Annotated in this window: 22 protein-coding genes; 8 read left to right on the top strand and 14 right to left on the bottom strand. The window is 75.1% G+C overall.

The genetic code is table 11. The annotated features are described in order from the left end of the window. Positions 1-4 precede the first annotated feature (4 nt). Entirely contained in the window at positions 5-1,714 is a 1,710-nt protein-coding gene (locus K7787_RS24465; RefSeq protein WP_223002959.1) for a RecQ family ATP-dependent DNA helicase, read from the top strand. 19 nt (positions 1,715-1,733) lie between these two features. On the opposite strand, the gene K7787_RS24460 is transcribed toward K7787_RS24465, so the two are convergent. Together K7787_RS24460 and K7787_RS24455 are read right to left on the bottom strand one after the other, a co-directional pair. Beyond that, positions 1,734-2,963: a chitinase gene (locus K7787_RS24460; protein WP_164394306.1), complete on the bottom strand. Its 1,230-nt coding sequence runs from the start codon at positions 2,961-2,963 to the stop codon at positions 1,734-1,736. Between the two features lie 268 nt (positions 2,964-3,231). After that, positions 3,232-3,402: a hydrophobic protein gene (locus K7787_RS24455; RefSeq protein ID WP_169438943.1), complete on the bottom strand. Its 171-nt coding sequence runs from the start codon at positions 3,400-3,402 to the stop codon at positions 3,232-3,234. 99 nt (positions 3,403-3,501) lie between these two features. On the opposite strand from K7787_RS24455, the gene K7787_RS24450 reads away from it, so the two are divergent. The 3 genes from K7787_RS24450 (at position 3,502) to K7787_RS24440 (ending at position 6,868) form a co-directional block, all read left to right on the top strand. Further along, a complete protein-coding gene (locus K7787_RS24450) occupies positions 3,502-4,644 on the top strand; it encodes an NAD(+)/NADH kinase (RefSeq protein ID WP_223002958.1) in 1,143 nt (380 codons plus the stop codon). Between the two features lie 99 nt (positions 4,645-4,743). After that, positions 4,744-5,247, top strand: a complete 504-nt coding sequence (locus K7787_RS24445) for an SRPBCC family protein (RefSeq protein ID WP_164394310.1) — start codon at positions 4,744-4,746, stop codon at positions 5,245-5,247. Then, positions 5,240-6,868, top strand: coding sequence for a phytoene desaturase family protein (locus tag K7787_RS24440; protein ID WP_169438946.1), 1,629 nt, complete (start codon positions 5,240-5,242; stop codon positions 6,866-6,868). Before K7787_RS24445 ends, K7787_RS24440 begins: the two co-directional genes overlap by 8 nt. Before the next feature lie 225 nt (positions 6,869-7,093). Here K7787_RS24440 and K7787_RS24435 read toward each other — a convergent pair whose 3' ends face one another. Further along, a complete protein-coding gene (locus tag K7787_RS24435) occupies positions 7,094-8,269 on the bottom strand; it encodes a PP2C family protein-serine/threonine phosphatase (RefSeq protein WP_247721250.1) in 1,176 nt (391 codons plus the stop codon). A 298-nt stretch (positions 8,270-8,567) separates the two neighbouring features. On the opposite strand from K7787_RS24435, the gene K7787_RS24430 reads away from it, so the two are divergent. Then, the gene (locus tag K7787_RS24430; RefSeq protein WP_223002957.1) at positions 8,568-9,398 is read left to right on the top strand and encodes a restriction endonuclease; all 831 of its coding nucleotides are present in this window, start codon (positions 8,568-8,570) and stop codon (positions 9,396-9,398) included. Here the strand turns inward: K7787_RS24430 and K7787_RS24425 are convergent. Next, the gene (locus K7787_RS24425; RefSeq protein WP_223002956.1) at positions 9,361-10,266 is read right to left on the bottom strand and encodes a LysR family transcriptional regulator; all 906 of its coding nucleotides are present in this window, start codon (positions 10,264-10,266) and stop codon (positions 9,361-9,363) included. The genes K7787_RS24430 and K7787_RS24425 overlap by 38 nt on opposite strands. Before the next feature lie 5 nt (positions 10,267-10,271). After that, positions 10,272-12,500 carry an FUSC family protein gene (locus K7787_RS24420; protein ID WP_223002955.1) on the bottom strand — a complete coding sequence of 743 codons (2,229 nt, stop codon included), beginning with the start codon at positions 12,498-12,500 and terminating at the stop codon, positions 10,272-10,274. A gap of 339 nt (positions 12,501-12,839) precedes the next feature. Here K7787_RS24420 and K7787_RS24415 point away from each other — a divergent pair, with 339 nt between their 5' ends. Continuing rightward, a complete protein-coding gene (locus K7787_RS24415) occupies positions 12,840-14,459 on the top strand; it encodes a hypothetical protein (RefSeq protein ID WP_372456686.1) in 1,620 nt (539 codons plus the stop codon). An 89-nt stretch (positions 14,460-14,548) separates the two neighbouring features. Here the strand turns inward: K7787_RS24415 and K7787_RS24410 are convergent, their stop codons facing one another. Further along, positions 14,549-15,925, bottom strand: a complete 1,377-nt coding sequence (locus tag K7787_RS24410; protein WP_169438654.1) for a glycoside hydrolase family 10 protein — start codon at positions 15,923-15,925, stop codon at positions 14,549-14,551. Between the two features lie 483 nt (positions 15,926-16,408). Here K7787_RS24410 and K7787_RS24405 point away from each other — a divergent pair, with 483 nt between their 5' ends. Beyond that, a complete protein-coding gene (locus K7787_RS24405; RefSeq protein ID WP_223002954.1) occupies positions 16,409-16,654 on the top strand; it encodes a hypothetical protein in 246 nt (81 codons plus the stop codon). A gap of 89 nt (positions 16,655-16,743) precedes the next feature. On the opposite strand, the gene K7787_RS24400 is transcribed toward K7787_RS24405, so the two are convergent. Then, positions 16,744-17,757, bottom strand: coding sequence for a zinc-binding dehydrogenase (locus tag K7787_RS24400; protein WP_223002953.1), 1,014 nt, complete (start codon positions 17,755-17,757; stop codon positions 16,744-16,746). A gap of 183 nt (positions 17,758-17,940) precedes the next feature. Between K7787_RS24400 and K7787_RS24395 the strand changes: the two genes are divergently transcribed. Next, the gene (locus tag K7787_RS24395; RefSeq protein ID WP_106962083.1) at positions 17,941-18,483 is read left to right on the top strand and encodes a TetR-like C-terminal domain-containing protein; all 543 of its coding nucleotides are present in this window, start codon (positions 17,941-17,943) and stop codon (positions 18,481-18,483) included. A 263-nt stretch (positions 18,484-18,746) separates the two neighbouring features. Here the strand turns inward: K7787_RS24395 and mgrA are convergent, their stop codons facing one another. The 7 genes from mgrA to K7787_RS24360 all read right to left on the bottom strand — a co-directional run bounded on the left by mgrA (position 18,747) and on the right by K7787_RS24360 (position 25,480). Beyond that, positions 18,747-19,787 carry an L-glyceraldehyde 3-phosphate reductase gene (mgrA, locus tag K7787_RS24390; protein ID WP_223002952.1) on the bottom strand — a complete coding sequence of 347 codons (1,041 nt, stop codon included), beginning with the start codon at positions 19,785-19,787 and terminating at the stop codon, positions 18,747-18,749. Between the two features lie 141 nt (positions 19,788-19,928). Beyond that, entirely contained in the window at positions 19,929-21,173 is a 1,245-nt protein-coding gene (locus tag K7787_RS24385; protein ID WP_223002951.1) for a cytochrome P450 family protein, read from the bottom strand. A 97-nt stretch (positions 21,174-21,270) separates the two neighbouring features. After that, positions 21,271-22,479, bottom strand: a complete 1,209-nt coding sequence (locus tag K7787_RS24380) for a cytochrome P450 (RefSeq protein ID WP_009193035.1) — start codon at positions 22,477-22,479, stop codon at positions 21,271-21,273. Continuing rightward, positions 22,476-23,102 carry a GTP-binding protein gene (locus K7787_RS24375; protein ID WP_231574252.1) on the bottom strand — a complete coding sequence of 209 codons (627 nt, stop codon included), beginning with the start codon at positions 23,100-23,102 and terminating at the stop codon, positions 22,476-22,478. Before K7787_RS24375 ends, K7787_RS24380 begins: the two co-directional genes overlap by 4 nt. Further along, positions 23,083-23,430, bottom strand: a complete 348-nt coding sequence (locus K7787_RS24370) for a DUF742 domain-containing protein (RefSeq protein ID WP_009193037.1) — start codon at positions 23,428-23,430, stop codon at positions 23,083-23,085. Before K7787_RS24370 ends, K7787_RS24375 begins: the two co-directional genes overlap by 20 nt. Further along, positions 23,427-23,834: a roadblock/LC7 domain-containing protein gene (locus K7787_RS24365; RefSeq protein WP_009193038.1), complete on the bottom strand. Its 408-nt coding sequence runs from the start codon at positions 23,832-23,834 to the stop codon at positions 23,427-23,429. Before K7787_RS24365 ends, K7787_RS24370 begins: the two co-directional genes overlap by 4 nt. After that, positions 23,831-25,480 (bottom strand): sensor histidine kinase, encoded by a 1,650-nt coding sequence (locus K7787_RS24360; RefSeq protein WP_223002950.1) that lies wholly within the window; start codon positions 25,478-25,480, stop codon positions 23,831-23,833. Before K7787_RS24360 ends, K7787_RS24365 begins: the two co-directional genes overlap by 4 nt. Positions 25,481-25,872 lie beyond the last annotated feature (392 nt).

The raw sequence follows: 25,872 nt of genomic DNA, 5'->3' as shown, positions 1-25,872 counted from the left end.
GGACATGACCGACACGGACCGACGGGACGAGCGAGGCGAACCGGCCCGGCGGCTGCGCGCGGCCGCCGCCGACGTGTTCGGCTGGGACACGCTCAGACCCGGGCAGCTGACCGCCATGGAGTGGGTGCTCGCCGGCGACGACGCCCTGGTGGTGATGCCGACCGGCTCCGGCAAGTCCGCGATCTTCCAGGTCCCCGCCCTGCTGCTGCCCGGACCGGTCGTGGTGGTCTCGCCGCTCATCGCCCTGCAGCGCGACCAGATCGCCGGGCTGCCCGAGCAGGCGCCGCGGGCCGTCGCCCTGAACTCCGCCCTCACCGCCGCCGGGGAACAGGCCGCCTGGCGGGCGGTGGAGGAGGGCGCCGCCCGCTTCCTCTACCTCGCCCCCGAGCAACTGGCCAAGGACGAGGTCGTGGAGCGGCTGGCCGGGGCGCGGCCCGCCCTGTTCGCGGTGGACGAGGCGCAGTGCGTCTCCTCCTGGGGCCACGACTTCCGCCCCGACTACCTCCGCCTGGCGCAGGCCGTACGCCGGCTGGGCCGCCCGCCGCTGCTGGCGCTGACCGCCACCGCGGCCCCGCCGGTGCGCCGGGAGATCGTCGAACGGCTCGGCTTGGAGCGGCCCCGGGTCCTGGTCACCGGGTTCGACCGGCCGAACATCCGGCTGGAGGCGCGCCGTTTCCAGGACGAGGACGAGCGGCGGCGCGCCGTGGTCGAACGGGCCGCAGCCGAACCGAAACCCGGCCTCGTCTACGCGGCCACCCGCAAGGACACCGAGCGGTGCGCGCGGGAACTGGCCGACCTCGGACTGGCCGCCGAGGCCTACCACGCGGGACTGCGCGCCGCCGAACGCCGCCGTATCCACGCGGCGTTCCACTCCGGGGCGGCCGACGTCGTCGTCGCGACCTCCGCCTTCGGCATGGGCATCGACAAGGAGGACGTGCGGTTCGTGCTGCACGCGGCGCTGCCCGGCTCGCTGGACGCCTACTACCAGGAGATCGGCCGCGCGGGCCGGGACGGCGAGGCGGCCCTCGCCGTGCTGCACTACCGGCCCGAGGACACCGGGATGCAGGCCTACTTCGCCTCCCGCACCACCGGCCGGGACACCCTGGACGAGGTCGCCGACGCCGTGCACGACCACCGCGACGACCCCGCCGACCTGGCCGGACTCCGGGAGGACACCGGCCTGTCCCGCCCCCGGGTGACCACGGCCGTGAACCTGCTGGAGGAGGCCGGCGCCGTCACCACCGGCGAGGAGGGCGAGGTGCGCCCCGTCCCCGGCACTGCGCCCGGCGAGGCGGCGCAGGAGGCGGAGCGCACCGCCGAGGCGCACCGCCGCACCGACCGCTCCCGTGTCGAGATGGCCCGCGCCTACGCCGAGACCATCGGCTGCCGGCGGCACTTCCTGCTCGGCTACTTCGGCGAGGCCTACGAGCCGCCGTGCGGGAACTGCGACCGCTGCACGGCGGCGGAGGCCGACCCGGAGGCGGCCGCCGCCGGCCGGCGGCCCGCCCATCCCGCTGCGGGGCGCTATCCGGTGGGCGCCGAGGTGCGGCACGGGCAGTGGGGCGCGGGCACGGTGCTCAGCCAGGACGGCGACCGCATCACCGTCCTGTTCGAGGAGGCCGGCTACCGCACCCTGTCCCTCGACGCGCTGGCCGGGCACGACGACCTCCTCACGGTGGTGCGCCGGCCCGGCCGGGACGAGTCCTCCGGCTAGCGGGGAGGGAGCGCGGGCGTCAGCAGGCGCCCTCGTCCTCCCACGGACCCCACTGCGAGGCGCCGGGCGTCTCGTTCTGGGTCCACCACTTGGCCTTCCAGTTGTGGCCGTTGTACGACACCTCGCTGCCCCCGGTGTACGCGGTGCTCGCGCTCCAGGCCGTCTTGCACTGGGTGCTCGGCGGCGGGGTGGGGCTGCTGGGCGGCGGGGAGGTCGGGGGAGTGGTGGGCGGGGTGACGCCGGCGAACTTCACCGAGTACTTGGCGAAGTCCCAGGAGTTCTGCGCCACGCTGGAGCACGTGCCCGACGTACGGCCGCCGTTGTCGGCCGGGGTGCACTGCCGGTCCCGGTTGAGCGACCAGAACGTGAAGCGGTCCATGTTGTGGCTCGTGGCGTAGTCCAGCACGGTCTGGAAGTCGGCCTGGGTGAAGATCTCGCCGGTGTCGCTGCGGCCGTTCATCCCGGAGAAGCCCTCGTGGGCGTAGGCGGTGGCCTCGCTCCAGCCGAAGGTGGACTGCAGGATCTTGTTGAAGTTGGTCAGCGCGCTGGTCTGCGAGGCCGCCCCGTTGAAGCCGCCGTCGAAGGGCATGATGGAGAAGTTGTTCGGGGTGAAGCCCTGCGCCTTGGCCTCCAGCAGCATCTGCTTGCCGAACCAGCCGGTGCCGTCGGCGGTTCCCGCGGTGGTGACGGAGACGTAGAGGCCGGGGTTGTTCTGCTGGAGGATCCTGGCGGCGCCGATCTCGTTCTTGATGGCGGCCGTGTTCTCGTACTCCGGCTCCTCCAGGTCGAAGTCGATGGCGTGCAGGCCGTACTTGGTGATGACCTGCTGGTAGGCCGCCGCGGTGGAGGCCGCGTCCGAGCAGGCCTGGCCGAGCTTGGTGCCGCCGTAGCCGCCGATGGAGACGGAGACGTCGCCGCCCTTGGCGCGGATCGCGTCGATCACCGACTTCACGGCGGTGTCCGAGGAGACCGCGGCCGTGCCGTCCCAAGTGGGCGAGCACCCGCCGCCGTTGGGCGCGAGGATGAACGCGAGCTGGAAGGCCTTGAGGCCGGTGGCGTCCATGATGGCGCTCGCGCTCGGCGGGTCGTTGTCGAGCGGCATCAGATACGGGGCCGCGGCGTACCAGCGGTTGCTCAGCGCGTCCGCCGTGCTGGTCGCGCCCGAGGCGCTGCCGGCGACCAGGGCGGTGGTGCCGGCGGCGACGGCGACGGCGGCGGCCGCGCCCAGACATGCGCGAAGACGTCTCACTGCGTGCCTCCAGGGGTGGGGGTGGGGAAGTGGCCCCAAGCTTCCTGACCCTGTTGCGAGCACGTCAATGGATTGGTCTGGACCAGGTGATTCTTTGGACTAGACCATGCGATCCCTTTACCTTGAACTCAGGCCTTGCCGGGCAACTGCCCGGTCCGCCCGGCCTCCTGATTCCCCCTCGGAAAACGCCGTACGCCCGGCACGGAGCCGGGCGTACGTCTACGGGCACTGCCGCGGACGGCGACCGCCGTCCCGCCGGCGGCGGCCGTCACCAGCGGTACCAGCGACCCCTCCGGCCGCCACCGCCGGCCGGCCGCACGATGAAGCCGAGCAGCCACAGCACGATCACGATGAGCGCGACCCACCACAGGATCTTCAGCGCGAAGCCGGCGCCGAAGAGGATCAGGGCGAGCAGCAGAACGAGCAGCAAAGGAACCATGATTATCAACCTCCGCTCCACCGAATGCCCTCGATTCCCAGGAAAACGCGCACACTCTTCGATGTTTCCAAGAGGCTGTGAGGGGAACCCGAGGGCGCTGTGACGGTGCGCCGGATCGGCCTGGTCGTCCACGGCGGACGCCCGGAGGCCCAGGCCGCTCAGCGGGTCGTGCACGCCTGGTGCGACGAGCGCGCCGTGCGGTGCACCGACATCGACGTGTGGCACGACGGCGGACGGCGCAACGCCCGCGCGGAGGTCGAGGCCGCCGGCGACCCCGACCTCATCGTCACCCTCGGCGGCGACGGCACCTTCCTGCGCGGCGCCCGGCTCGCCGCCGAGAACGACGCCCTCCTTCTCGGCGTCGACCTCGGCCGCGTCGGCTTCCTCACCGAAGTCCCCGTCACCCGGGTGCGCACCGCGCTCGACGCCGTACTGGAGGACCGGCTCACGGTCGAGAGCCGCATGCTGCTGACCCTGCGCGCCTCCCGCCGCCTGGAGATCCCCGCCGGCATCGAGGAACTGATGCGCTACGGCCGCCGCCCCATGCTGCCCCCGCCCCGGGTGCGCGGCGACTGCGAGTCCGGCGGCGACTGGGGCGTGGCCCTCAACGTCACCGCCCTCAACGAGATCGCCGTCGAGAAACTCGCCCGCGACCGGCAGGTGTCGGCCGGCGTCTACCTCGCCGGCCGGCTGCTCGCCTCCTACTCCGCCGACGCGCTGCTCGTCGCCACGCCGACCGGCTCGACCGCCTACAGCTTCGCCGCCGGCGGCCCCGTCGTCTCCCCGCGCGCCGACGCCCTGGTGTTCACCCCCGTCGCCCCGCACATGGCGTTCAACCGCTCGGTCGTGGCCGCCCCCGACGAACCCGTCGCCCTGCGCCTGCTCGACCGCTCCGGCCAGGCCGCCGTCAGCATCGACGGCCAGTTGCGCGGCGTCCTCGACCCGGGCGACTGGATCGGCGTCTACGCCGCCCCGCGCCGGCTGCGGGCCGCCCGGCTCGGCCCGATGGACTTCTACGGCCGGCTGCGCGAGCGCATGAATCTCACCGACGCCCCGGCCGCCGTCGCCGACGGCACCCCCGCGCCGCTGTGGCCGGTGAGCAGCCCGAGGCCCGGGGACCTCGCCCATCTGGCGCTGCCGCCCGCGCCCGACGGCGCACCGGACCACGGCGAGGACCGCGCCGCACCGGACCACGGCGAGGACCGCGCCGCACCCGAGCACACCGAGGGCCGCGCCCGCTGACCCCGCCCGCGCGCCGGGCACGAATTGCAGCCCCCCGGCCGACCGGAGAGCCTGGTAAGCGCATCGCCCCTCGCGCCCCACCGACCCGCGGAGGCACCCGTGGCAGTACGTCACCGGCTGATCAGGACCAGCCCCGAGGCGGTGTGGACCGTTCTGGCCGACGGCAGCCGCTACGCCGAATGGGTGGTCGGCACCGCCGAGTCGCACCCGGTGCGCGGACAGTGGCCGCACCTGGACTCGGCCATCGAGTACCAGGTCCGCCTCGGCCCCGTACGGCTCACCAACCAGACCATCGTGCGCAACTGCGAGGAGGGCTCGCTCCTCGAACTGGAGGCCCACGCGGGCGTTCTCGGCACCGCGCGCATCGCCATCGAGGTACGCCCCTGGGGCGAATTCTGCCTGGTCATCGTGGACGAGCACCCCCTCCAGGGGGCGGGCGGCGTGGTCCACAACATGGCCGTGGAGACGCTGATCCAGCTCCGCCACCGCGCCATGCTCGCCCGGCTCGCCAAGGTCTGCGAGACCGACGCCGAGGGCGGCCGCCGCGAGGAGCGGGCCCGGCAGGGCGCCGGTACGCCGCAGCCGGGAGGCGGACATGCCTGACGCCGTGGTGATCGGCGCCGGCCCCAACGGCCTGGTGGCGGCCAACCTGCTCGCCGACGCCGGCTGGAGCGTGGAGGTCCTGGAGGAACAGCCCGAACCCGGCGGCGCCGTCCGCCACGACCGGGGCGTGCACCCCGACTACGTCAACGACCTGTTCAGCTCGTTCTACCCCCTCGCCGTCGCCTCGCCCGTCCTGGCCGCCCTGCGCCTCCAGGACCACGGCCTGCGCTGGAGCCACGCCCCGCACGTGCTGGCCCACCCCCTCACCGACGGCCGGTGCGCCGTCCTGGACCGCGGCGTCGACATCACCGCCGCCTCGCTCGACGCCTTCGCGGCCGGCGACGGCGCCGCCTGGCGCCGGCTGCACGAGCTGTGGGAACGCCTCGGCGGGGACCTCATGGACGCCCTGTTCGCACCGTTCCCGCCCGTCAGGGCGGGGGTCCGGCTGCTCGCCCGGCTGCGCGGGGCCGGCGGGCTGCGGGTGGCCCGCACCATGCTGCTGCCGGTGCGCCGCATGGGCGAGGAGGAGTTCCACGGCGAGGGCGGCCGGCTCCTGCTGGCCGGCAACGCCCTGCACGCCGACCTTGCGCCCGAGTCCGCCGGCAGCGGCGGCTTCGGCTGGCTGATGTCCATGCTCGGCCAGAGCCACGGCTTCCCCGTGCCGGTCGGCGGCTCCGGCGCCCTCACCGCCGCCCTGACCCGGCGGCTGCGTGGCCGCGGCGGCGTCCTGCGCTGCGGCGAGCGCGTCGACCAGGTCGTCGTGCGCGACGGGCGGGCCGTCGGCGTCCGGACGGCCGGCGGCACCCTGGTGCCCGCCCGGCGCGCCGTCCTCGCCGACGTCTCGGCGCCCGACCTGTACGGCCGCCTCGTGGACCCGGCCGAGCTGCCCGACCAGCTCCTGGCCGATCTGCGCCGCTTCCAGTGGGACTTCGCCACCTTCAAGGTGGACTGGGCGCTGGACGGACCCGTGCCCTGGCGCACCGAGGGCCCTGTCGGGGCGGGCACCGTCCACCTCGCCGACGGCTTCGACGAGCTCACCCGCTTCACCGCGCAGATCGCCATGCGCCAGGTGCCCGACCGCCCCTTCACCGTGTTCGGCCAGATGACCACGGCCGACGCCACCCGCTCGCCGCTCGGCACGGAATCGGCCTGGGCCTACACCCACGTCCCCCGCGAGATCACCGGCGACGCGGGCGAGGAGGGCCTGACCGGCGCCTGGAGCCCCGGCGAGCAGGAGATCATGGCCGACCGGATGGAACGGCAGGTCGAACGGTTCGCCCCCGGCTTCCGCGGCCGTATCCTCGCCCGGCGCGTCCTCGCCCCCGGCACCCTCCAGTCGCTGGACCGCAACCTCGACACCGGGGCCATCAACGGCGGCACCACGGCCGTCCACCAGCAGCTCGTGTTCCGCCCGGTCCCCGGCACCGGCCGCCCCGAGACCCCGGTCGCCGGTCTCTTCCTGGCCTCCGCGGGCGCCCACCCGGGCGGCGGCGTGCACGGCGCGCCCGGCGCCAACGCGGCCCGCGCCGCGCTGCGCCGCCGGCTGCCGCCCGGCCTGCACCGGGCCCAGCGGGCCCTGGCCGCCCGCGACCGCACGGGCCGCCGCACACCGGACCGCTGACCCGCCGCACACCGCCGCCGAGCCGCTGGTCCGCCGTACACGGGCGGGGCGCTGACCGCCGGGACCGCCGGACCGCTGAGCACCGGGACACCGGGCCGCTGACCGCCGGGACCGGTGGGTGTACGGCCGCCGGGAGCCGTACCAGGGCCGTACGCGAAGCAGGCCGCACGGGGGCGGTCCCGTCAGGCCCGTACGCGCGAACCAGGCCGCACCGGGGCGATCCCGTCAGGCCCGGTCCTCGCCGGGACGGCCGGGCATCCGGTACGCGGCGAGCGCGGCGATGTCGTCGTCCAGTTGCCCGCCGCTGTAGTCGAGCAGGTCCTCGTGCAGCCGGTCCAGCAGCTCGCGCGGCGGCAGCAGCGCCAACGGCCCCATCCGCTCGGCCAGCGGATAGAAGATCCCGCCGGGGCCCCGGGTCTCGGTGACGCCGTCGGTGTACAGCAGCAGCTGGTCGCCCGGCCGGAAGGACACCACGTCCACGTGGTAGCCGTTGCCGACCAGCGCCCCCAGGTTGATCGGCGGCGAGGGGGCGCTCGCGTGCAGCTCGGTGACCCGGCCGGAGTGGATGAGCAGGGGCGGCGGATGACCGCAGTTGACGATGCGCACCATGTGCTCGTCGTCGGGGATCTCCGCGAACACCGCCGTGACGAACCGCTCCGCCGCCTCGCCGCCGGGCAACTGCGCGGCATGACGGCTCATGCTCCGCTCCATGCGGCGCGCCACACCGGTCAGATCGGGCTCGTCGTGGGCGGCCTCCCGGAACGCCCCCAGTATCGTCGCGGCGGTCTCCACGGCCACCAGCCCCTTGCCGCGCACGTCGCCGACGAGCAGCCGTACGCCGTAGGCCGTCGGCACCGCCTCGTACAGGTCGCCGCCGATCCGGGCCTCCGCGGCGGCGGAGAGGTACAGCGTCTCCACCGAGACCTGGCCGAGCCGGCGGGGCACCGGGCGCAGTAAAACCCGCTGCGCGGTCTCGGCGACGGACCGCACGGTGGCGAGCGTGCGCTCCCGGCGGATCCGGTGCACGGCCAGGATCGTGCCGAGGATCCCGACCAGGCTGGTGCACACGTAGTTGGCGACGTAGTGGCGGTCCCAGAGGTAGCCGACGGAACGCCCCGCGCAGCACGGGGTGCCCGCCAGCACCCCCTCGAACACGATGGCGAACACGGTGAAGGCGGCCACCGCCACCGGACCGTAGGCGTAGGCGGCGACCAGCGGCAGCGCGATGAGCAGGAAGCTGACCGGCCAGGCCACCGGGGTCAGCGGCTCCAGGGCCAGGACCCCGGCCACGTACAGGAAGGGCAGCCAGCGCAGCCACTTCGGCGGGGCGGGCACCCGGGACGAGGGGATCCCCGCCGCCGCGGGCGGCCTGCCGTCCGCGTGCGGCGCCGCCCGCCTCATCGCTCGCTCCGGCCGCGCCCGGCCGCCGTCCGGCGCGCCGTCGCCGGCCACGGGCGGGACGGAGACGGGGGCGTGCGGACCGGCTCGGTGCGACGGTCGTCGCGGCGGAAACACTCAGGCGGCCTGTTCACAGGAACTCCCGGCGGACTTGATCAGACCTCCAGCCTGCGGCGGCCCGCCGCCGCGACCGCTTCATTGCTCCAGGCAAGGGCATGTCCGCCCGGCCGGTGAAGCAGGCGATCCCGGGCATACGGCGGGAGTGATCTTCGACCGTCACCGAGGAGGGGGACCCGCCGTCGTGACCGTGCCCCAACGCAGCCTACGCCGCGGCGGCCGCAGGCGCGCCTTCGACCTGCGGGCCACCGCGCTGTTCTTCGCACTGCTGGCGATCCTGCTGGTCGCCGGGGCGTACACCGCCCGCGCGGCGCTCGACGCCGCCGAACGGCGCCCGGCCTGGACCGCCGTGCTGTGCCTGTCCGGCACAGCCGCCGCCGTCCTCGCCGTACGCCGCCGGCGCCGCCGCGGGCATCTCGCGCAGCGCACCGCGCACCGGGCCGCCGCCGCGCTGCGGGAGGGGACGCGGACGGCGCTGGACGCCCTGGAGACGCCGCCCGAGCGGGCCCCGGCCGTCGTCGTGCCGGCCCAGGCCGGTCCCGGCGGCCGCAGTGCGCCGCTCGCCGAGGACACCGTGGTCCTGGCGGAGCCGGCGGTCGACTACGACCTGCTCGACCCGGACGAGTTCGAGCAGGCGGTGGCGGCGCTGTGCGAGCGGGACGGCTGCACGGACGTGGAGGTCGCGGGCGGGGCCGGGGACCTCGGCGCGGACGTGCTGGCCGTCGCCCCGGACGGGCGGCGCGTGGTCGTCCAGTGCAAGCGCTACTGCGCCACCAACCGGGTCGGCTCCGAGGACCTCCAGCGCTTCGGCGGCACCTGCTACACCGTGCACGAGGCCGACGTCGCGCTCTTCGTCACCACCAGCGACTTCACCGCGCCGGCCGTCGAGTACGCCGCGCAGTGCGGCATCGTCTGCGTCGACGGCGAGGACCTGCGGGCGTGGAGCGACGGCGCCGCCCCGCCGCCGTGGACGGCCGTCACCCCGGCTCCGCCGCCGGCGCGGCCGTCGCCCTGAGCGCGTGGTCCATGAAGCGCCGGGAGACCGGCGGCAGGGTGCGCCCGGTGAGCCGGGCGATGCCGATGTCCCGGGCGCCGCGCACATCGGTGATCTCCAGATAGCGGATGGGGAAGTCGGGGGTGGCCGCGGTGTCCGGCGACGACGGGATCAGGGAGACGCCCAGACCGGCCGCGACCAGGCCGCGCAGCGTGTGCACCTCCTCGCCCTCGAAGCCGACCAGCGGCGTGAACCCGGCCTCGCGGCACAGCGTCTCGGTGACGCTGCGCAGCCCGTAGCCGGGCTTGAGCAGGATGAACGGCTCCTCGGCGACCTCGGCCAGCCGGACCCGGCCGCGCCCGGCCAGCCGGTGCCCGGTCGGCACCGCCAGCCACAACGGCTCCACCAGCAGCCGCCGCCAGGTGATCAGCGGATGGCCGGGATCGCCACTGGTGATCACCAGGTCCGCGGTGGCGTCCAGCAGGTGCTGCACCAGGCCGTTCTCCTCGTGCTGGTGCAGCTCGAACCGCACGTGCGGCAGCGTTCGGCGGAAGCCGGTCACCAGCTTGGGGACGAGCCAGGTGCCGAGCGTGTGCAGGAAGGCCAGCGACACCACGCCCGCCTCCGGGTCGACGACCTCGGCGACCGCCCGCCGCCCGCGGTCGTAGCTGTCGAGGGCCGCGTCGACGTACTCCTTGAACACCCGTCCCGCCGGGGTGGGGCGCAGCAGGCGGCCGACCCGCTGGAGCAGCTCCGCGCCCACCTCCTCCTCCAGCCGGCGCAGCGCGCGCGACAGGGCGGGCTGGGTGATGCGGGCCTGAGCGGCGGCCTCCGTCACCGTCATGCCCTCGGCGACCGCCTGGAAGGAGCGCAGCACCTGAAGATCCATCGCGCTCATCCTCCCACCGGACAGAACCCGTCGCACCGGGCGGCCGGGGACCCCGGGCCTGGGTGCGCGGGGCCAGGGGCGCCCGGGGAGGTCGGGGTGCCCGGGGAGGCCGGGGAGGCCGGGAAGGCGGGGGAGTTCGAGGAGCCCGGGGAGGCGGGGGAGTCCGGTCCGTCGGCCGGTTGCGGGCCGGGGGAGGCCGGTGCCGCGCCGCCGCCCAGGTTGCGCGCGCTGACGGCGTCGCAGAGCCGTTCCGTGGCGGTGACGGCGGCCTCCAGCGCCGCCAGGTCCCGGCCGGGACGGCCCGGCTCGGCGTCGGCGTGGGCGACGGCCCGGCGGGCCTCGGCGAGCCGGTGGTAGGCGGTCCGGCGCAGCGCGTGCCGACGGCCCGGCGCGGCATCCGCCGGCAGGTCCCGGTAGCGGCGGGCGGCGGCGAGCGCCGCCCCGGTCTGCGCGGCGGCCCGCTCGGCCGCCGAGGCCGGCCACAGCGCGAAGTGCGCGACGAGCACGATCGCTGCGGCCAGCGCGGTGTCCAGGATGCGCGCCGAGTACAGCGCCCGGTGGTCGCCGAGCATGTCCACCAGGACGAACACGACAGCCGTCAGACCCGTCGTGGCCAGCGCGTAGTGGTGGCGCACGCCCACGGCCATCACCGCGCCGAACGCGGCGACGGCGCCGATCAGGACGTAGGCGTCGGTCGTCAGCAGGGTCACCGCGCCGATCGCGGCCACCCCCACGAGCGTGCCGGCGCAGCGGTGCAGGGCGCGGCGCAGCACCGGACCGAAGTCGGGCTTGTAGACGAAGGCCACCGTCATGGGCAGCCAGTAGCCGCGCGGGCCGTGCAGCAGTCCGGCGCACAGCTGCGCGACCAGCACACAGGCCGCGAGCAGCACGGCGTAGCGCACCTGCGCCGCCCGGCCGTGCCAGGGCAGCGCGGGCAGCCGCACCGCCGCCTCGTCCGGCCGCACCCGCCCGGACCGGCCGGCCAGCTCGGCGAGCGCCCGCAGGGCGGGGGAGTCCGGAGCGGCGGGCCACTCGGCCGGTACGGCGCCGGGCGCGGGCGCACCGGAGGCGGCGGGAGCGCCCGCCGGGCGCGGGGCGGCCCCGGCGGCGGGCGCGGGATCAGGAGTGGCGGGCGTTTCGGCCGGGGCGACGCCGGGGGCGGTGGGTGTGCCTGCCGGGGGCGTGACGGTCTGCGGGGTGGACACGGAGTGCGGAGTGGCGGGCGCTTCGGCCGGGTCGCCGTCGGATGCGGCCGTACCGGGGGCGGCGGGCGTGCCCGCCGGGGGCGGGGCGGTTCCGGCGGCGGCTGCGGGGTCCGGCGCGCCGGCGGTCCCGGCGGCCGGGGGAGCGGTGCGCCCGGGCACGGGGCGCGCGGTGGCCTTGGACGAGGTACCGGCCGTGGGCGCGTTCGGCCCCGCCGCGGCGGCAGCGCCCGCGGCCGGCAGCAGGCGCGCGGCCAGCGTCAGCGGCACGTCCCGTACGTGCGCGGGCAGCACCCGCCCCTCCCACACCAGCGCGGAGGTCACCTCGCCCAGCCGCAGCGCCGTGTCGAAGGCGTCGCGCAGCGCGCTCAGCTCCGTACCGGAGCGGACGCGCCGGGACAGATGACGGCCCATGGCCCGGTGGGCGTGGTCGAGCGCGGCGGTCAGCCGCCGGCGCGCCGCCTCCGCCCCGGCCGAGCCCGCCGCCGACAGGGCCTCGGCGGCGGCCCGGTACACGGCGAGGACGGCGTCCCGTTCGATGGCGTGCCGCCGCCACAGCCACGGCGTCGCGGACAGAGCGGTCACCAGGGCCACCCCGGCCAGCAGCGCGAGCGGCGGCTGCCACCAGGGTCCCGGTACGGGGACGCCGGCGCCGACGGTGGCGCCGAGCAGCAGATGCATGCCGGCCACGGAGGCCAGCGGGCCGCGCAGGCTGACCGCGCCGCCGAGCAGGGCGGCGGCGACCAGACAGCCCGGCACCGCCACCGGGTGCCCGCTGCGCAGGGCCAGCCCGCCGGCGAGCAGCCCGCAAGCGGCGGCCAGACCCATGCGGACCAGCCGTCGCAGCCGCAGCCGGTAGGGGTCCGAGCCGTCCTGGCCCACCCCCCACAGCGCGCCGATGCCCGCGAGCACCGCGGGGACCACGGCGCCGGTCAGGACGCCGATCAGCAGCGGTACGGCGAGCGCGACGGCTCCCCTGGCCGCCGCCGCGAGGGGCACCGGGGTGAGACGGACGCCGCGCGTTGCCTGCATGAACAGTTCGACTCCTCGAAGGTGTGTGGTGGGTTCCTGGTCGCGTGCCCCGGCAGGCCGGAGGGACGCCCCTCCATGGTCGGGCCGCGACGACGCATGCGTCCAATGCCTGCCGCGCTCCGCAACCATGCACCAGGCGCATGCATGTCCCGGCCGGTCGCTCTGGCCGCCGACGGAGCCGGTCTCCGCGCGCCGCCCGCCGCCCCGCACGTCCGCCGAGGGCGGCCGGAACCGGCTCCGCACGCTGTCCGCATGCTGTGCACTCTCTGTCCGTGTGCCGTCATTTTCCGTACACTGCGCAGCATCCGCGCAGGGGCATGGGTGACGGGGGGAGCCGACATGTCCGGTGATGCCTACGGGAGCGGTCAGGGAGCCTTCGGGCCGCCGACGCCGCCCAGACCGCCGATGCCCGCGATGCCGCCCGGGCCACCGCAGGCCGGGCCGCCGCCCGCGCCGCCGCAGGCCGCGCCCGACGCCGTGCGGGCGCTCGCGGTCGCCCTGCTCAACCTGACCGGCCTCGGCCTCGGTTACGCGCTGCTGCGCCGGTGGCTGCCCGCCGCCGTGTGCTGGGCGGCCACCGCACTGCTGCTGATCGTCGCGCTGCCGCCCGACCCGGACGGCGTGCCGGGCGGCGTCCTCGTCGCCTACGCCGTCGTCCTCGTCCTCGCCGCCGCGCACGGCGCCGCGGCGGCCCTGCGCCGGCCCCTGGCGTGGCCGGGAAGCGCACCGCTCGCCGCCCTGCTCGGCCTGGTCCTGCTCGCCGTGCCGGCCGGCGGCGGCGTGCTCTACGACCGGGCGCGCGACGAGGCCACCGAGAGGCTCCTCCTCGACCGCCTCCAGGACGCGGACGACCTGGTGCGGGCGGGCGCGGGCCAGCCCTTCGCCACCGCCGAGCCGGGGTTCCGCAAGGCGCTCGCCGACTACGCCGCCCTGCGCCGCGACCACCCCGGCTCACGGGCCGCCGAGCGCGTCCCGGACCGGCTGACCGCCTACTACGCCACGGTCGGCGCCGCCTACGGGCAGAAGAAGTACTGCGACGCCGTCGCCCCGCTCACCTATCTGCGCACGGTGCCGAAGACGATCCCGGCCAAGGACCTCGGCACCCTGGCCACCTGGCCCGACGACCGGCTGGCCCAGTCCCTGTACGCCTGCGGTTCGAGCGAACTGACCGGCGGCGACACGCAGTGGACGCTGCACCTCGGCCAACTGCTCGTCTCCTTCCCCGGCTCCGCGCTCGCGCCCCGGGTGGAGCCGGACGTCCGGGCCGCCGTGGACCGGGCGGTCGAGGACGTGGGCGGCAGCGACCCCTGCACGGCGGTGAACCGCCTGCGCGCCCTGGGGACGCAGATCGCCGGCGTCACGGGCGGCGCCCCCGAGATCACCACCGCCCTCGGCAAGGACGCCGACCGGGCGAGCGGGGCCGCCGACTCGGGGACGTACGACTGCGGCGTCGCGCAGTACCGCGGCGGCGACTTCGACGCGGCCCTGGCGACCATGAACGAGTTCACCAAGAAGAACCCGCACGCCCGCAACCGGGCGCGCGCCGAGAAGATCGCCATAGCGGCGGAGATCGCCGAGACGGTCCCCGCCGCCGGCAAGCGCCTGCCCACCCTCGACACGGGCGGGAGCATCTCGGTGACGATCAAGAACGACAGCCCCGACGACATCACCGTCCTCTACACCGGCCCGGTGACCGGCAGCCTCACCGTCAAGGCCTGTTCCGGCTGCAGCGCCTACCCCCTCTCGTCCACCCTGCTGAGCGGCTTCCGGCCGTGCGGTGACAGCGGCAAGGACTATCCGCAGCGGACCATCTCGCTGCCGGCCGGCACCACGTACTTCCTGCACAAGCCGCGGGGCGGCAGCTCCTCGGCGCCGGCGTCCGACACCGCGAAGCTGCGCTCCGGCTACGTCTACACCGAGTGCGCCTACACCCGGCAGGGCTTCGGCACGACCGGCTGACGGCGCGCCGCCGCAGCCGCCGCCCGTGCGGGTGAGCCGTGCGGACCAGGCCCGGTACCAGGCCGGGTCCGCACGGCGCGTCCGTGCCGTCAGGACGCCGTGCAGGCCCCGACGGCCGGCAGGGCGGAGCTGCCGTTCTTCGCGACGGTGAAACCGAAACTGGTCGAGGCGCCGGCCGCCAGGCTGCCGTTGTAGGTCGGCCGCACCGTGGCGACGGTGCCGCCGGCGTCCCAGCTCGGGCTGCCGTTCCACAGCGCGGTCACCTTCTGCGGGGCGGGGAAGGTGACCGGCACGCTCCAGCCGGTGATGGGGGAGGAGCCCGCCTTCACGGTGACCTCGCCGTTGTACCCGTCGTTCCAGTCGGCGGTCCGGGCGAAGGTGACGGTGCACGTGGCGCCGGTGCCGCCGCCCCCGCCGTTGTCGCCGCCACCGCCACCGTCCCCGCCGCCGGCCGAACCGCCGAGCGCGGCGAGGACGGCGTCGTAGGCGGGCTTCCTGGCGTAGTTCGAGTCGAACAGCAGCGGGGTGCCGCTGGAGCGCCAGGAGTACTTGTCGGTGATGCCCCACACGGTCATGCCGGTGCAGCGGGTGACCGCGAGGCAGGCCTTGACGACGTTGCCGTAGCTGGTGGCCTGCGCGCTGCCGGAGCCCTCGATGTCCAGCTCGGTGATCTGCACGTCGACGCCGAGGTCGGCGAAGCGCTGGAGGTTGGCCTGGTAGTCGGACGGGACCGGGGAGGCGCTGTTGAAGTGGGACTGGAAGCCCACGCAGTCGATCGGCACGCCACGGGACTTGAAGTCTTTGACCATGTTGTAGACGGCGGTGCTCTTCGCGTTGACGCCGTCGGTGTTGTAGTCGTTGTAGCAGAGCTTCGCGCCGGGATCGACGGACCGGGCGGTGCGGAAGGCCTCCTCGATGAAGCCGTCGCCGAGCTTGTCCTGGAACGGCGAGCTGCGCCGGGCGCCGCTGGAGCCGTCCTGGAACGCCTCGTTGACCACGTCCCAGGCGTAGATCTTGCCCTTGTAGTGCTGCATGACCTGGGTGATGTGGTTGTTCATGGCCGTGCGCAGATCGGCCGCGCCCAGCCCGGAGACCCAGGAGGGCAGCTGCGAGTGCCACACCAGCGTGTGCCCGCGGATCTTCATCGCCTTGCTCTGCGCGTGGGTGACGATCTGGTCGGCGGCGGAGAAGGTGAAGGTGCCGCGGGTGGGTTCGGTGGCGTCCCACTTCATCTCGTTCTCCGGCGTCACCGCCCCGAACTCCTGGTCCAGCGTGGTGGCGTAGGCGGCTTCGCCGAGGTGGTTCGCCGCCACCGCCGTACCGAAGTAGCGGCCCTTCCCGGCCGCGGCGGAGGCCAGCGAGTCGGCGGCCGAGGCGCTGTGCGAGAGGGCCGTGACGGTGGCCGCGGCGAGCAGCACGGAGGTCAGCGCCCCCACCGCCGGTCTGGCCCCTTTAAGCGTGCGCATGTCAGCTCCTTGTCTCGAAAGTTTCGCTGACGAGATCGAATGTGACGCGCAGATTACGAACGGATGCGGGGCCGGTCAACGGTTCGCACAGAGTCGGCGGGCGGATGGCCGAAAGGGTGACCCCCAGGCCGCGTAAGCCGGTTGAGCCCGGGTCGCTTCGGTTGACGCACTCGCGCGGCACCCCTAACGTGACCCCGGCGGCTTCCCGAAAAAGGACCGAAACTTTCGAACCCGTACCGCTGTCGTGATCCGGAGAAGGCCGGTGCCTGGCCCCTTGCTCGCCCGCGTCCTTCGGCTCGACGGCGCCGTCCGCCGGAGCGGCTGGGTGGGCGCCGGAGCCACGGAACGGGTGTTCGTCATCCGTCCGTCCGGATCTCGCTCTTCCGTGGGGATCGCGGTCGAACGGCCGCCGCGGCGGCCCCCGGATCTGCCAGCCTCCCTGGTGCCGGGCGCACGGTGCGCCCCGCGCAGGGAGGTGGGCGTTTGTCCGGGCACATCGGACGCATCGGCGGCCGGCAGGTCGTGGCGGTTCTGGCGCTGGGAGGCGGTCTCCTGCTCGGCCCGCTCCTGCCCGCGCAGGCGGCCGAGACGGGCCCGGCGGGACCGGGCGACGGCGGCCCCGTCCCGACGACCCTGAACACCGTCCACGATCTCGCCTCCCCGGTCCTGGTGCCCCCGACCGGCCGGCCCGGCGGCCCGACGGTCGGCCACTGGCCGGGGAAGCGCTAGGGCGGCCGGACGCCGGGGCGGCGCGGGTGATCAGGGACGCGGGCGCAGGATCAGGCGGGGTGATCGAGGGCGCAGGATCAGGCGGGTGATCAGGGGCGCAGGATCAGGCGGACGGGGTTGCCCTCCTTCTTCTCCAGGCGCTCCACCGCCTGCGCCGCCTCCGCGAGCGGCAGGACGCCGCTGATGGAGGCGGAGAAGTCCACGCGCCCGCCTTCGATCAGTCGCAGCAACTGCGGCAGGGCCACCGGCATGTCGGAGCCGTAGTGGCCGAGGATCTGCTGCTGGAGGTAGCTGAAGCGGGTGCCGTCCGCGACGCTCAGCGGCTGGTCGGTCAGCCCGACCAGGACCAGCCGGCCCTTGGGCGCCAGCACCGACAGGGCCTGCGCCCGCACGGCCGGCACCCCGGCGAAGTCGAACGCCGCCGCCAGTCCGGCCCCCGCGGTCGCCGCGCCGACGCGGGCGCGCAGTTCGGGGTCGGCCGGGTCCAGCGCCAGGTCGGCCCCGGCGGCCAGGGCGCGTTCCCGGGCCACCGGGTTGGGGTCGACGGCCACGATCGGGCAGGCGCCCACCGTGCGCAGCAACTGCACGGCGTGCACCCCGAGGCCGCCCGCGCCCCACACGCCGACCGCCTCGGCGGGCCGCACTGCGCCGGTGACGGTGACCGCGCCCCACGGCGTGGACACCGCGTCCGGGATGATCGAGCCCTGCTCGAAGGGGATCCCGTCCGGCAGCGCGGTGAGGGCGGCGGCGGAGGACAGGGCGTACTCGGCCCAGCCGCCGTCGTAGTCGACGCCGCGCGTGTAGGTGACGCCGCCGCGCGTCTCGCCCGCGTACAGCACCACCCGCTGTCCCTCGGTCCAGGCGGTGACGCCCGCCCCGACCTCGGCGATCGTGCCCGCCACCTCGTGGCCGAGGGTGACCGTGTCGCCCTCCAGCAGCAGCGGCGTCAGGGTGCCGTCGATCAGATGGACGTCGGACAGGCAGACCCCGGCCGCCGCCACCTTGACCAGCACCTCCCCGGGGCCCGGCTGGGGCCTTGGCACCTCCTCCAGGCGCAGGGTGCGGCTGGGTACGTGCAGCCGGGCGGCGAGCATCCGGTCCATGGGGGCGACCTCCTCGGTGTGACGGCGGCCGCGCGCTTTATCGCAGGTCGCCTTGCTTTGCACCGTACGACGCCGCGGCGGGCAACGCAAGGCGACTTGCATTAGCATCGGGGCATGACGGAAACCACCCCAGCGGGCCCGGAGGAGAATCCCGTGCCGCCCCTGCGCCGCCGGGGCGAGCGCATGCGGCAGGCGGTGCTCGCCGCGGCGCTGGACCTGCTGTCCGCCGAGGGGCTGTCCGGCGCGACCGTCGCCGCCGTCGCCCGCGCGGCGGGCGTGCACGAGACCTCGGTCTACCGGCGCTGGGGCAGCCGCGAGAACCTGATCCTGGACGCGCTGACCAGCCGGCTCGACACCGCCCTGCCGATCCCGGACACCGGGCGCGTCCGCGAGGACCTGGTGCGCTTCTTCACCGCGCTGGCCCACCTGCTGGACACCGCCCAGGGGCGGGCCCTGCTGCGCCTCAGCGTCGAGCGCGACGACACGCTCGAGGACCGCCGCGGCCCCTACTGGAGCGAGCGCCTGGACCGCGCCGCCGCGATGGTCCAGCGCGGCATCGAGCGCGGCGAACTCGCCGCCGACGCCGACCCCGGGCTGCTGGTGGAGGCGGTCAGCGGACCGCTGTTCAGCCGCGTCCTGCTCAGCGACGCCCCCGTCGGCCCGGCCTATGCGGAGCGGCTGGTCGATCTGACGCTGGACGGCGCCCGGCCCCGCCGGCGGTCCTGACCTGCGCCGCCGGGGCGTTCGGGTGACACCGCGCGGGTCCCGCCGGGCGGCTGCGCCGCACGCGGGCTACGGTGGAGGCACAGCAGGACGCACCGGAAGCCAACTCCCGGTCTCCGGCCGTGCGTTGGTGGTCCAAGGAAAGACACCCCGCTTCCCGTGGGGAGATGCAGGTGCAAGGCCTGCCCAACGCTCGCGACGCCTCGGCCCCCCACCCGGCTTCTTCCGTTCGGGTGGGGGGCCGAGGCGTGTCAGGGTTGCGCGGCTCAGAGGTTCCCGGTGCGCGCCTCGCGCCACAGGTCCACGCCGCCGTCGGTGGCGTACGCGTCGATCTCGGCCAGCTCCTCGGCCGTGAACTCCAGGTTGTCCAGCGCGGCCACGTTCTGGTCCAGCTGCTCCACGCGCGAGGCGCCGATCACCAGCGAGGTGACGCGCTCGTCGCGCAGCGCCCACGCCAGCGCCATCTGCGCGAGGGTCTGCCCGCGGCGCCCGGCGACGGCGTCGAGGGCGCGCAGCCGCTCCAGCATGTCCGGCGTCAGCCACGAGGCGTCGAACGACGTGCCCCGCGCGGCCCGCGAGTCCTGCGGGACGCCGTTCAGATAACGCCCGGTCAGCAGCCCCTGGGCCAAGGCGGTGAAGCCGATGACGCCGAAGCCCTCGTCCCGCGCGGCGTCCAGCAGGCCCTCGGTCTCGATCCACCGGTTGACCATGCTGTACGACGGCTGGTGGATCAGCAGCGGGGTGCCGAGATCGCGCAGGATCGCCGCGGCCCGCCGGGTGCGCTCGGCGTCGTAGGAGGAGATGCCGACGTAGAGGGCCTTGCCCTGGCGCACCGCCGTGTCCAGCGCGCCCATCGTCTCCTCCAGCGGCGTGGACGCGTCCAGCCGGTGGGAGTAGAAGATGTCGACGTACTCCAGGCCCATCCGCTTCAGCGACTGGTCCAGGGAGGCGAGCAGGTACTTGCGGGAGCCGCCGCCCTGCCCGTAGGGGCCGGGCCACATGTCCCAGCCGGCCTTGGTGGAGATCACCAGCTCGTCCCGGTACGGCGCCAGGTCCTGGCGCATCAGCCGCCCGAAGTTGGTCTCCGCCGAGCCGTACGGCGGGCCGTAGTTGTTGGCCAGGTCGTGGTGGGTGATGCCGAGGTCGAAGGCGCGCAGCGCGATCTCGCGCTGGGTCTCGAAGGGGCGGTCGTCGCCGAAGTTGTGCCAGTAGCCCAGGGACAGGACGGGCAGGTCGAGTCCCGAGCGCCCGGTGCGCCGGTAGCGCATGGCGCCGTCGTAGCGGGCGGGGTCCGCGACGTAGGTCATCGGGTGTTCTCCGGGTGGTGCGGTGGGGCGTCCCGCCGGGTGCGGCGGGACGCTCCTACCTTGCTCCGGCATGATCCCGAAGTCCAACCGCCGTCTTCCATCGGATTCAGCGGCGCCGCTTCTGAATCGGCCGCGGATGGGCTACGGCTCCAGCCGGACCGGCAGTTCGAACAGGTCGTTCTGCGTCACCACCGGCTTGTTGCGCAGCTGATCGGCCGGCACCGCCAGGTCCAGCCGGGGGAAGCGGGCGTACAGCGCCGGCAGCGCGACCCCCGCCTCCAGCCGGGACAGGGCCGCGCCCGGGCAGACGTGCGGGCCGTGCCCGAAGGAGATGTGCCGGTTCTTCGACTCGCGGGTGATGTCGAAGTCGCCCGCGGTGGGGCCGTGCGCGTTCTCGTCGCGGCCGATCGCGCCAAAGGAGACGATCAGCGCGTCGCCCGCCGGGATCACCTTGTCGCCGACCGGGACGTCCTCGGTGGCGAACCGGATCAGGACGTGCGAGGTCGGCGTGGAGAAGCGCAGCGTCTCCTCGATCACCGCCGACCAGTCGGCCGCGCCGGAGAGCACCAGGTCGCGCTGGTCGGGGTGGGTGGACAGGTTGACCACCGCGTTCACGATCAGCGAGATCGTCGTCTCGTGGCCGGCGGCGACCATCAGCTGCAGGGTGGAGACGATCTCCTGGTCGGTGAGGTGGTCGCCGTCCTCGGAGGCCAGGATCAGCGCGCTGGTCAGGTCGTCGCCGGGCGCCCGCCGCTTGGCGGCCACCGTCTCGCCCATGATCTGCGCCAGCTCCGTCAGGGTGGCGACGACCTCCTCGGGCGGGGTCTGGGTGGAGAAGAACTTCTCGAACAGCACCTTCAGCCGGGGCAGCCGGCCGGTGTCGATGCCCATGAGGTCGGCGACGACGTACATGGGCAGCGGGTAGGCGAAGGCCGCCTTCAGATCGACCACGCCGCCGTCGGCCGGGAGGGCGTCCAGCAGGTCCTGGGTGAGCCCCTCGATGCGCTCGCGCATCCGCTCCACCCGGCGCGGGGTGAGCGCCTGCGCCACCAGCGTGCGCAGCCGGCGGTGCTCGGCGCCGTCCACGGTGAGCATCGAGCGGCCCGGGTTGGCGAGCCCGATCAGCGGCCAGTCGGCGGGGATCTCGCCGCGCCGCCAGGCGCCCCACACGTCGATGTCCTTCACCAGCCGCGGGTCCGTGAGCAGCGCCCGGGCCTCGGCGTGGTGGGTGACCGCCCACACCGGGACGCCGCCGGGCAGCTCCACGGCCGCCAGCGGGCCGGCCGCGCGCAGCCGGGCGCTCTCGCCGTCCAGGTCGGTGACGAAGGGATCGAGGGCGATACGGGTGCTCTCGGTGCCGGTCGATTCGTCGATGCCGGTCGTCATCGTGACATGCCTCCCAGGGCGGGGGTCGGGATACGGGGCCGAGCCGGGGCGCCCCGGAGCCCGGCCCGCGGACGGGCCGGGCTCACGGGACGCGCGATCAGAGCGCGGGTACGGGGGTGAACCGGACGGGCAGCCGGGTCAGGCCCCGCAGCCAGGGCGAGGGACGGCGGGTCAGGGACTCGGCCGGCACCGCGAGATCGATGTCGGGCAGCCGGTCCAGCACCACCTCGATGCCCGTCCGCGCGATCACCTCGGCGACCTCCTGCGCGGGGAACGGGCAGCGGTGCTCGCCGTGGCCGAAGGAGAAGTGGGCGTTGTTGCCGCCGGTCAGGGCCGAGCCGTGGACCCGCACCTGCGGATCGGAGTTGGCGCCCTGCAGGCCGAGCAGCACCAGGTCGCCCTGGCGGATGCGGCGGCCGCCGAGGTGGGTGTCGCGCGACGCCCACCGCCCGGCCACGTTCTGTGTGGGCGTGTCCTCCCACAGCACCTCGTTCATGGCGTCCGCGACGCTGTTGCGTCCGCCGAACAGGGAGGCCGCGAACCGCTCGTCGGTCAGCATCAGCCGCAGCGAGTTGCCGATCCAGTCGGCGGTCGGCTGGTGCCCGGCCGCCATCATCACCATCAGGTCCTGGGCGATCTCCTCGTCGGTGAAGCCGCCCGGGTCGGCCAGCATCCGCGAGGCCACGTCGTCGGCGGGCCGCGCCCGCCGCTCGGCGAGCAACTGGGCGATGGCGGACGCCAGATGCCGCTGGCCCGCGATCGCCCGCTCCCGGCCGTCGATCATGTCGTTGAGGGCGGTGACCAGCGCCGGGCCCTCCTCGTCGGGGACCCCGTAGAGCCGGGCCAGCACCCGCACCGGCAGCAGCATCGCGTAGTCGCCGACCAGGTCGGCCGCGCCCTCCCCGCACACCGCGTCGATCAGCTCGTCGGCGAACCGCTCGGCGTGGCGACGCAGTTCGGACGGCTCGACCGCCTCCAGGGCGTTCGAGATCATCGCGGCCCGCTCGCGGTGCCGCTCGCCGACCGTGTAGAGGATGGACGGCTGCTTGCGGCCGATCATGGGCAGCAGCGGCCAGTCGTCGGGGATGTTCTCCCACTGGTTCCACAGGTCCGAGTCCCGGCTGAACAGCACCGGGTCGCCGGTGACCTGGTGCAGCTCGCGGTAGCCGAGCACCAGCCAGGCCGGGACGTCCCCGTCCAGCAGCACCGGGGTGACGGCGCCGTGCTCGCGCCGCATCTCCCGGTACAGCACGGCGGGTTCGGTCTGGAACCGGGGGCCGCTCAGCGGCACCGCGTCGGTGGTCACACGAACTCCTGTCGGGGCGCGGGCACTTCGGCACTGCGGCCGGTGTACTGGTCCTGCAGATGCCGCACCAGCGTGATCAGGACCTGCTTGCTGGACTCGCGCGAGCGGGCGTCGCAGTCCACCAGCGGCACCCGCGGGTCCAGGTCGAGGGCGTCGCGGATCTCGGCGTGGGTGTGCGCCGGGCCGCCGAAGTCGTTGCGGGCCACGATGAACGGCGTGCCGTGGTGCTCCAGCCGGTCGATGGCGTACCAGGAGTCGTCGATCCGGCGCGTGTCGACCAGGACGACCGCCCCGAGCGTGCCGGCGAACAGCCGGTCCCACAGGAACCAGAACCGCTCCTGCCCCGGCGCGCCGAACAGGTACAGCACGTTGTGCGCGTCCAGCGTGATGCGGCCGAAGTCGAAGGCGACGGTCGTGGCGGTCTTGCCGCGCACGCCGCTGACGTCGTCGACGTCCTCGCCGGCCTGGGTCATCGTCTCCTCGGTGTTGAGGGGACGGATCTCGCTGACCGAACGGACCAGCGTGGTCTTGCCGACGCCGAAGCCGCCCACGACCACGATCTTCAGGCCGTTGTCGGCGGAGGCACCCAACGGGGTGCGGGCGTCAGAGGTTGCGGAGTCCAACGAGCACCTGCTCCAGGATGTCGGGGTCGTAAACGGCTGCCTTGCGCGGATGGCGGGCGCTGACCCGGCCGGCCGCGAGCAGGTCGCACAGCAGCACCTTGACGATGCTCACGGGCAGGCGCAGCTCGGCGGCGATCTCCACCACGGCCGTGGGCGCGGCGGCCAGCCGCAGGATCGCGGCGTGCTCCGACTGCATGCCGGGCGCCGGCTCCGACTCCGCCACGACCAGGGTGACCAGGTCGAACGGGTTGTCGGGGCCGGTTCCGGTGCGCCCGCCGGTGATGGTGTACAGGCGGTCGGGGGAATCGTCCCTGCCGGGGCGGCTCATGACGTACGGGGCTGGGCGGTCAGATACTCGCCGAGCTGTTCCACCAGCTCGCTCATGTTGTGCCCGACGAGCCCGGCGTCCGCGTCCTCCGTGGTGATCACGGCCAGGTGCGCGCCCTGGCCGGCCTCCACGATGAACAGCACGCCGCCGTAGAACTCGGTCATCGCCGAGCGCACCCCGCCGCTGCCGTCGCCGAACTCGGCGGACGCGCCGTGCGAGAGCGACTGGATGCCGGCGGCGATCGCGGCGAGCTGGTCGGCCTGGTCGACGGTCAGCTCCGGGGTGCGGCACAGCTTCAGTCCGTCGCGGGACAGCACGAGCGCGTGCCGCGCGCCCGGGGTCCGCTCCAGCAGGCCCTCCAGGAGCCAGGTGAGCTTGTCGTCGGCGGTGGTCTGGCCGGTCATGAAGTGGTGTCGCCTTCCGGGTGCGCGTACGGGTGGGGCTGGGGGTCGGCCGGGGCGGCCGCGCTGTCGCCGCCGCTGCCGGCCGGGGGCCGGTGGGCGGCCCGGTCGGCCGGCGCCGTGCGGTCGGGGCCGTCGCCCCGCTCGTCCGGCGCGGCCGCGTGGTCGGGTCCGGCGGCGCGTACGGCCTGGCGGAAGCTGCCGAAGCGGGCGGCGCGGGTCTTCGCCTCGTCGGCGCCGGCCGGCTCGCGCGGCTCGGGGGTGCGGGCCGCGGCGCGGGAGCGCTCGGCCTGGGCCAGGGTGCGGCCCCGGCGCCGCCGGGGCAGCCCGGTGGCGGGGCGCTCGGCGGTGTCGCCGTCCGAGCCGTCGGGGGTGCTCGTGTGCGCGGGCGGGGCCTCCCCGGCGGACCCGGCGCGCTCGGCGGCGGGCAGCGCGGCCCGGGCGGGGGCCTGGTGCGCCGCGGCGCGGTCGTCGTCCTTCGGAGGCGGTCCGGCCGGCCCCGCGGAGGCGGCGGCCGGGGCGGTGAGGATCTCCTGCGGGATCAGCATCAGCACGCCCGTGCCGCCCCGCGCGGACGGCCGGAAGGACACCTTCAGACCGTACTTGCGGGCCAGCCGGCCGACGACCGCGAGCCCGAGCCGGGTGCCGGTGAGACCGCCGAGTTCGGAGATGTCGCCGGAGACGGCCTGCTCGGCGCGGCGCAGCTGCACCTCGCCCATGACGAGGCCGCTGTCCTCCACGGACACGATGACGCCGGCCGGCACCTCCTCGACGTAGACGTGCACTTCGGAGGTGGGCGGCGAGAAGTTGGCGGCGTTGTCCAGGAGTTCGGCCAGCGCGTGCATCACGCCCTCGGCGGCGTGCCCGGCGACCGCGCTCTCGCTCGTCGCGTGCACCCGCACCCGGCGGTAGGCGCTGATCCGGCCCATCGCGCCGCGCAGGATGGACTCCATCGCGATGGGGCGCGCCCAACGGCGGCCCGAACGCGAGCCGGTGAGCACGGCGACCGAGTCGGCGAGCCGGCCGGCCTGCGCGGTGCGGTGGTCCAGGTGGAGCAGGTCCGCCAGGACCTCCTCGTCCGTGTGCCGCTCCTCCATGGCGCGCAGGTCGGCGAGCATGGCGGTGGTCAGCGCCTGCATCCGGCCGGCCGCGTTCGCCGTCGCCGAGATCGCCGCGTCCCGGGCGCGGGTGGCGCGCTCCAACTCCCCGGCCAGGCGGGCGTTCTCGGCGGTGAGGCGCTCGCGCCCGGCCGCGTCCTCGGCCTCGATACGGGCCCGCTCCTCGGCCAGCGCCGCGGCGAACTCCGCGCGCTGCCGGGCGAGTTCGTCGATCAGGTGCTGCCGCTCGCGGTGCGCTTCGCGCAGCAGCCGGTCGGCCTCCTGGAGCCGGAGCCCGGCGTCCTGTGCCGACGCGTCCAGGGCGCGCCGGGCGATCCGGGCCGACTGCGCCGCGCGTACGGCCCACAGGACGGCGACGACCAGGACGACGGCCGCGAGGCCGCCGCCCCAGGCGAGCGGGGCGCGCACCGAGGCGGGCGCCGCCGCGACCGCGCCCGCGACCGCGGCGACGGACACGACGGCGGTGAGCGCGGGAAGGGGGGCGAGAGTGCGGACGGTGGGTCGCTCGCCGCGAGGCGTGGGCGCGGTCATCAATCGGATCCTCGGGCGGCCGCCGTTCGGTCGAAGGGCGGCCCTCGGTCTGTTCCTCGGACAGGGTCTGGCTGGTGACAAGGTGACACGTGGTGCTGCTCAACTGACGGTCACTATACGAGCCTTGGTGATCATATTGAAAAGGCCTCGTCGCATTTGCCCGACAGGGTCCGTCACTTCCCTTCAAGACGGCGCCCGTGGGACCCGTACCGGCTTCCGCCGCACGCCGGTTGTGCGTCCGGCCGGGGCGTCCGGCCGGGGCGTCCGGGAGCGCCGGCCCGGCCCGATTCCGGGGGCCGGGCCGCGAAGCCGACGCGCCCCGTGTCGCACCCCCGCGCCCCGCGTCGCACCCCCGCACCCCACGCCGCACCCCCGCACCCCGCCACGTTGCC

Origin of the sequence: Streptomyces sennicomposti, from assembly GCF_019890635.1 — a bacterium.
Classification (GTDB): Bacteria; Actinomycetota; Actinomycetes; order Streptomycetales; family Streptomycetaceae; genus Streptomyces; species Streptomyces sennicomposti.
This window is presented reverse-complemented; position numbering and strand designations above follow the sequence as displayed.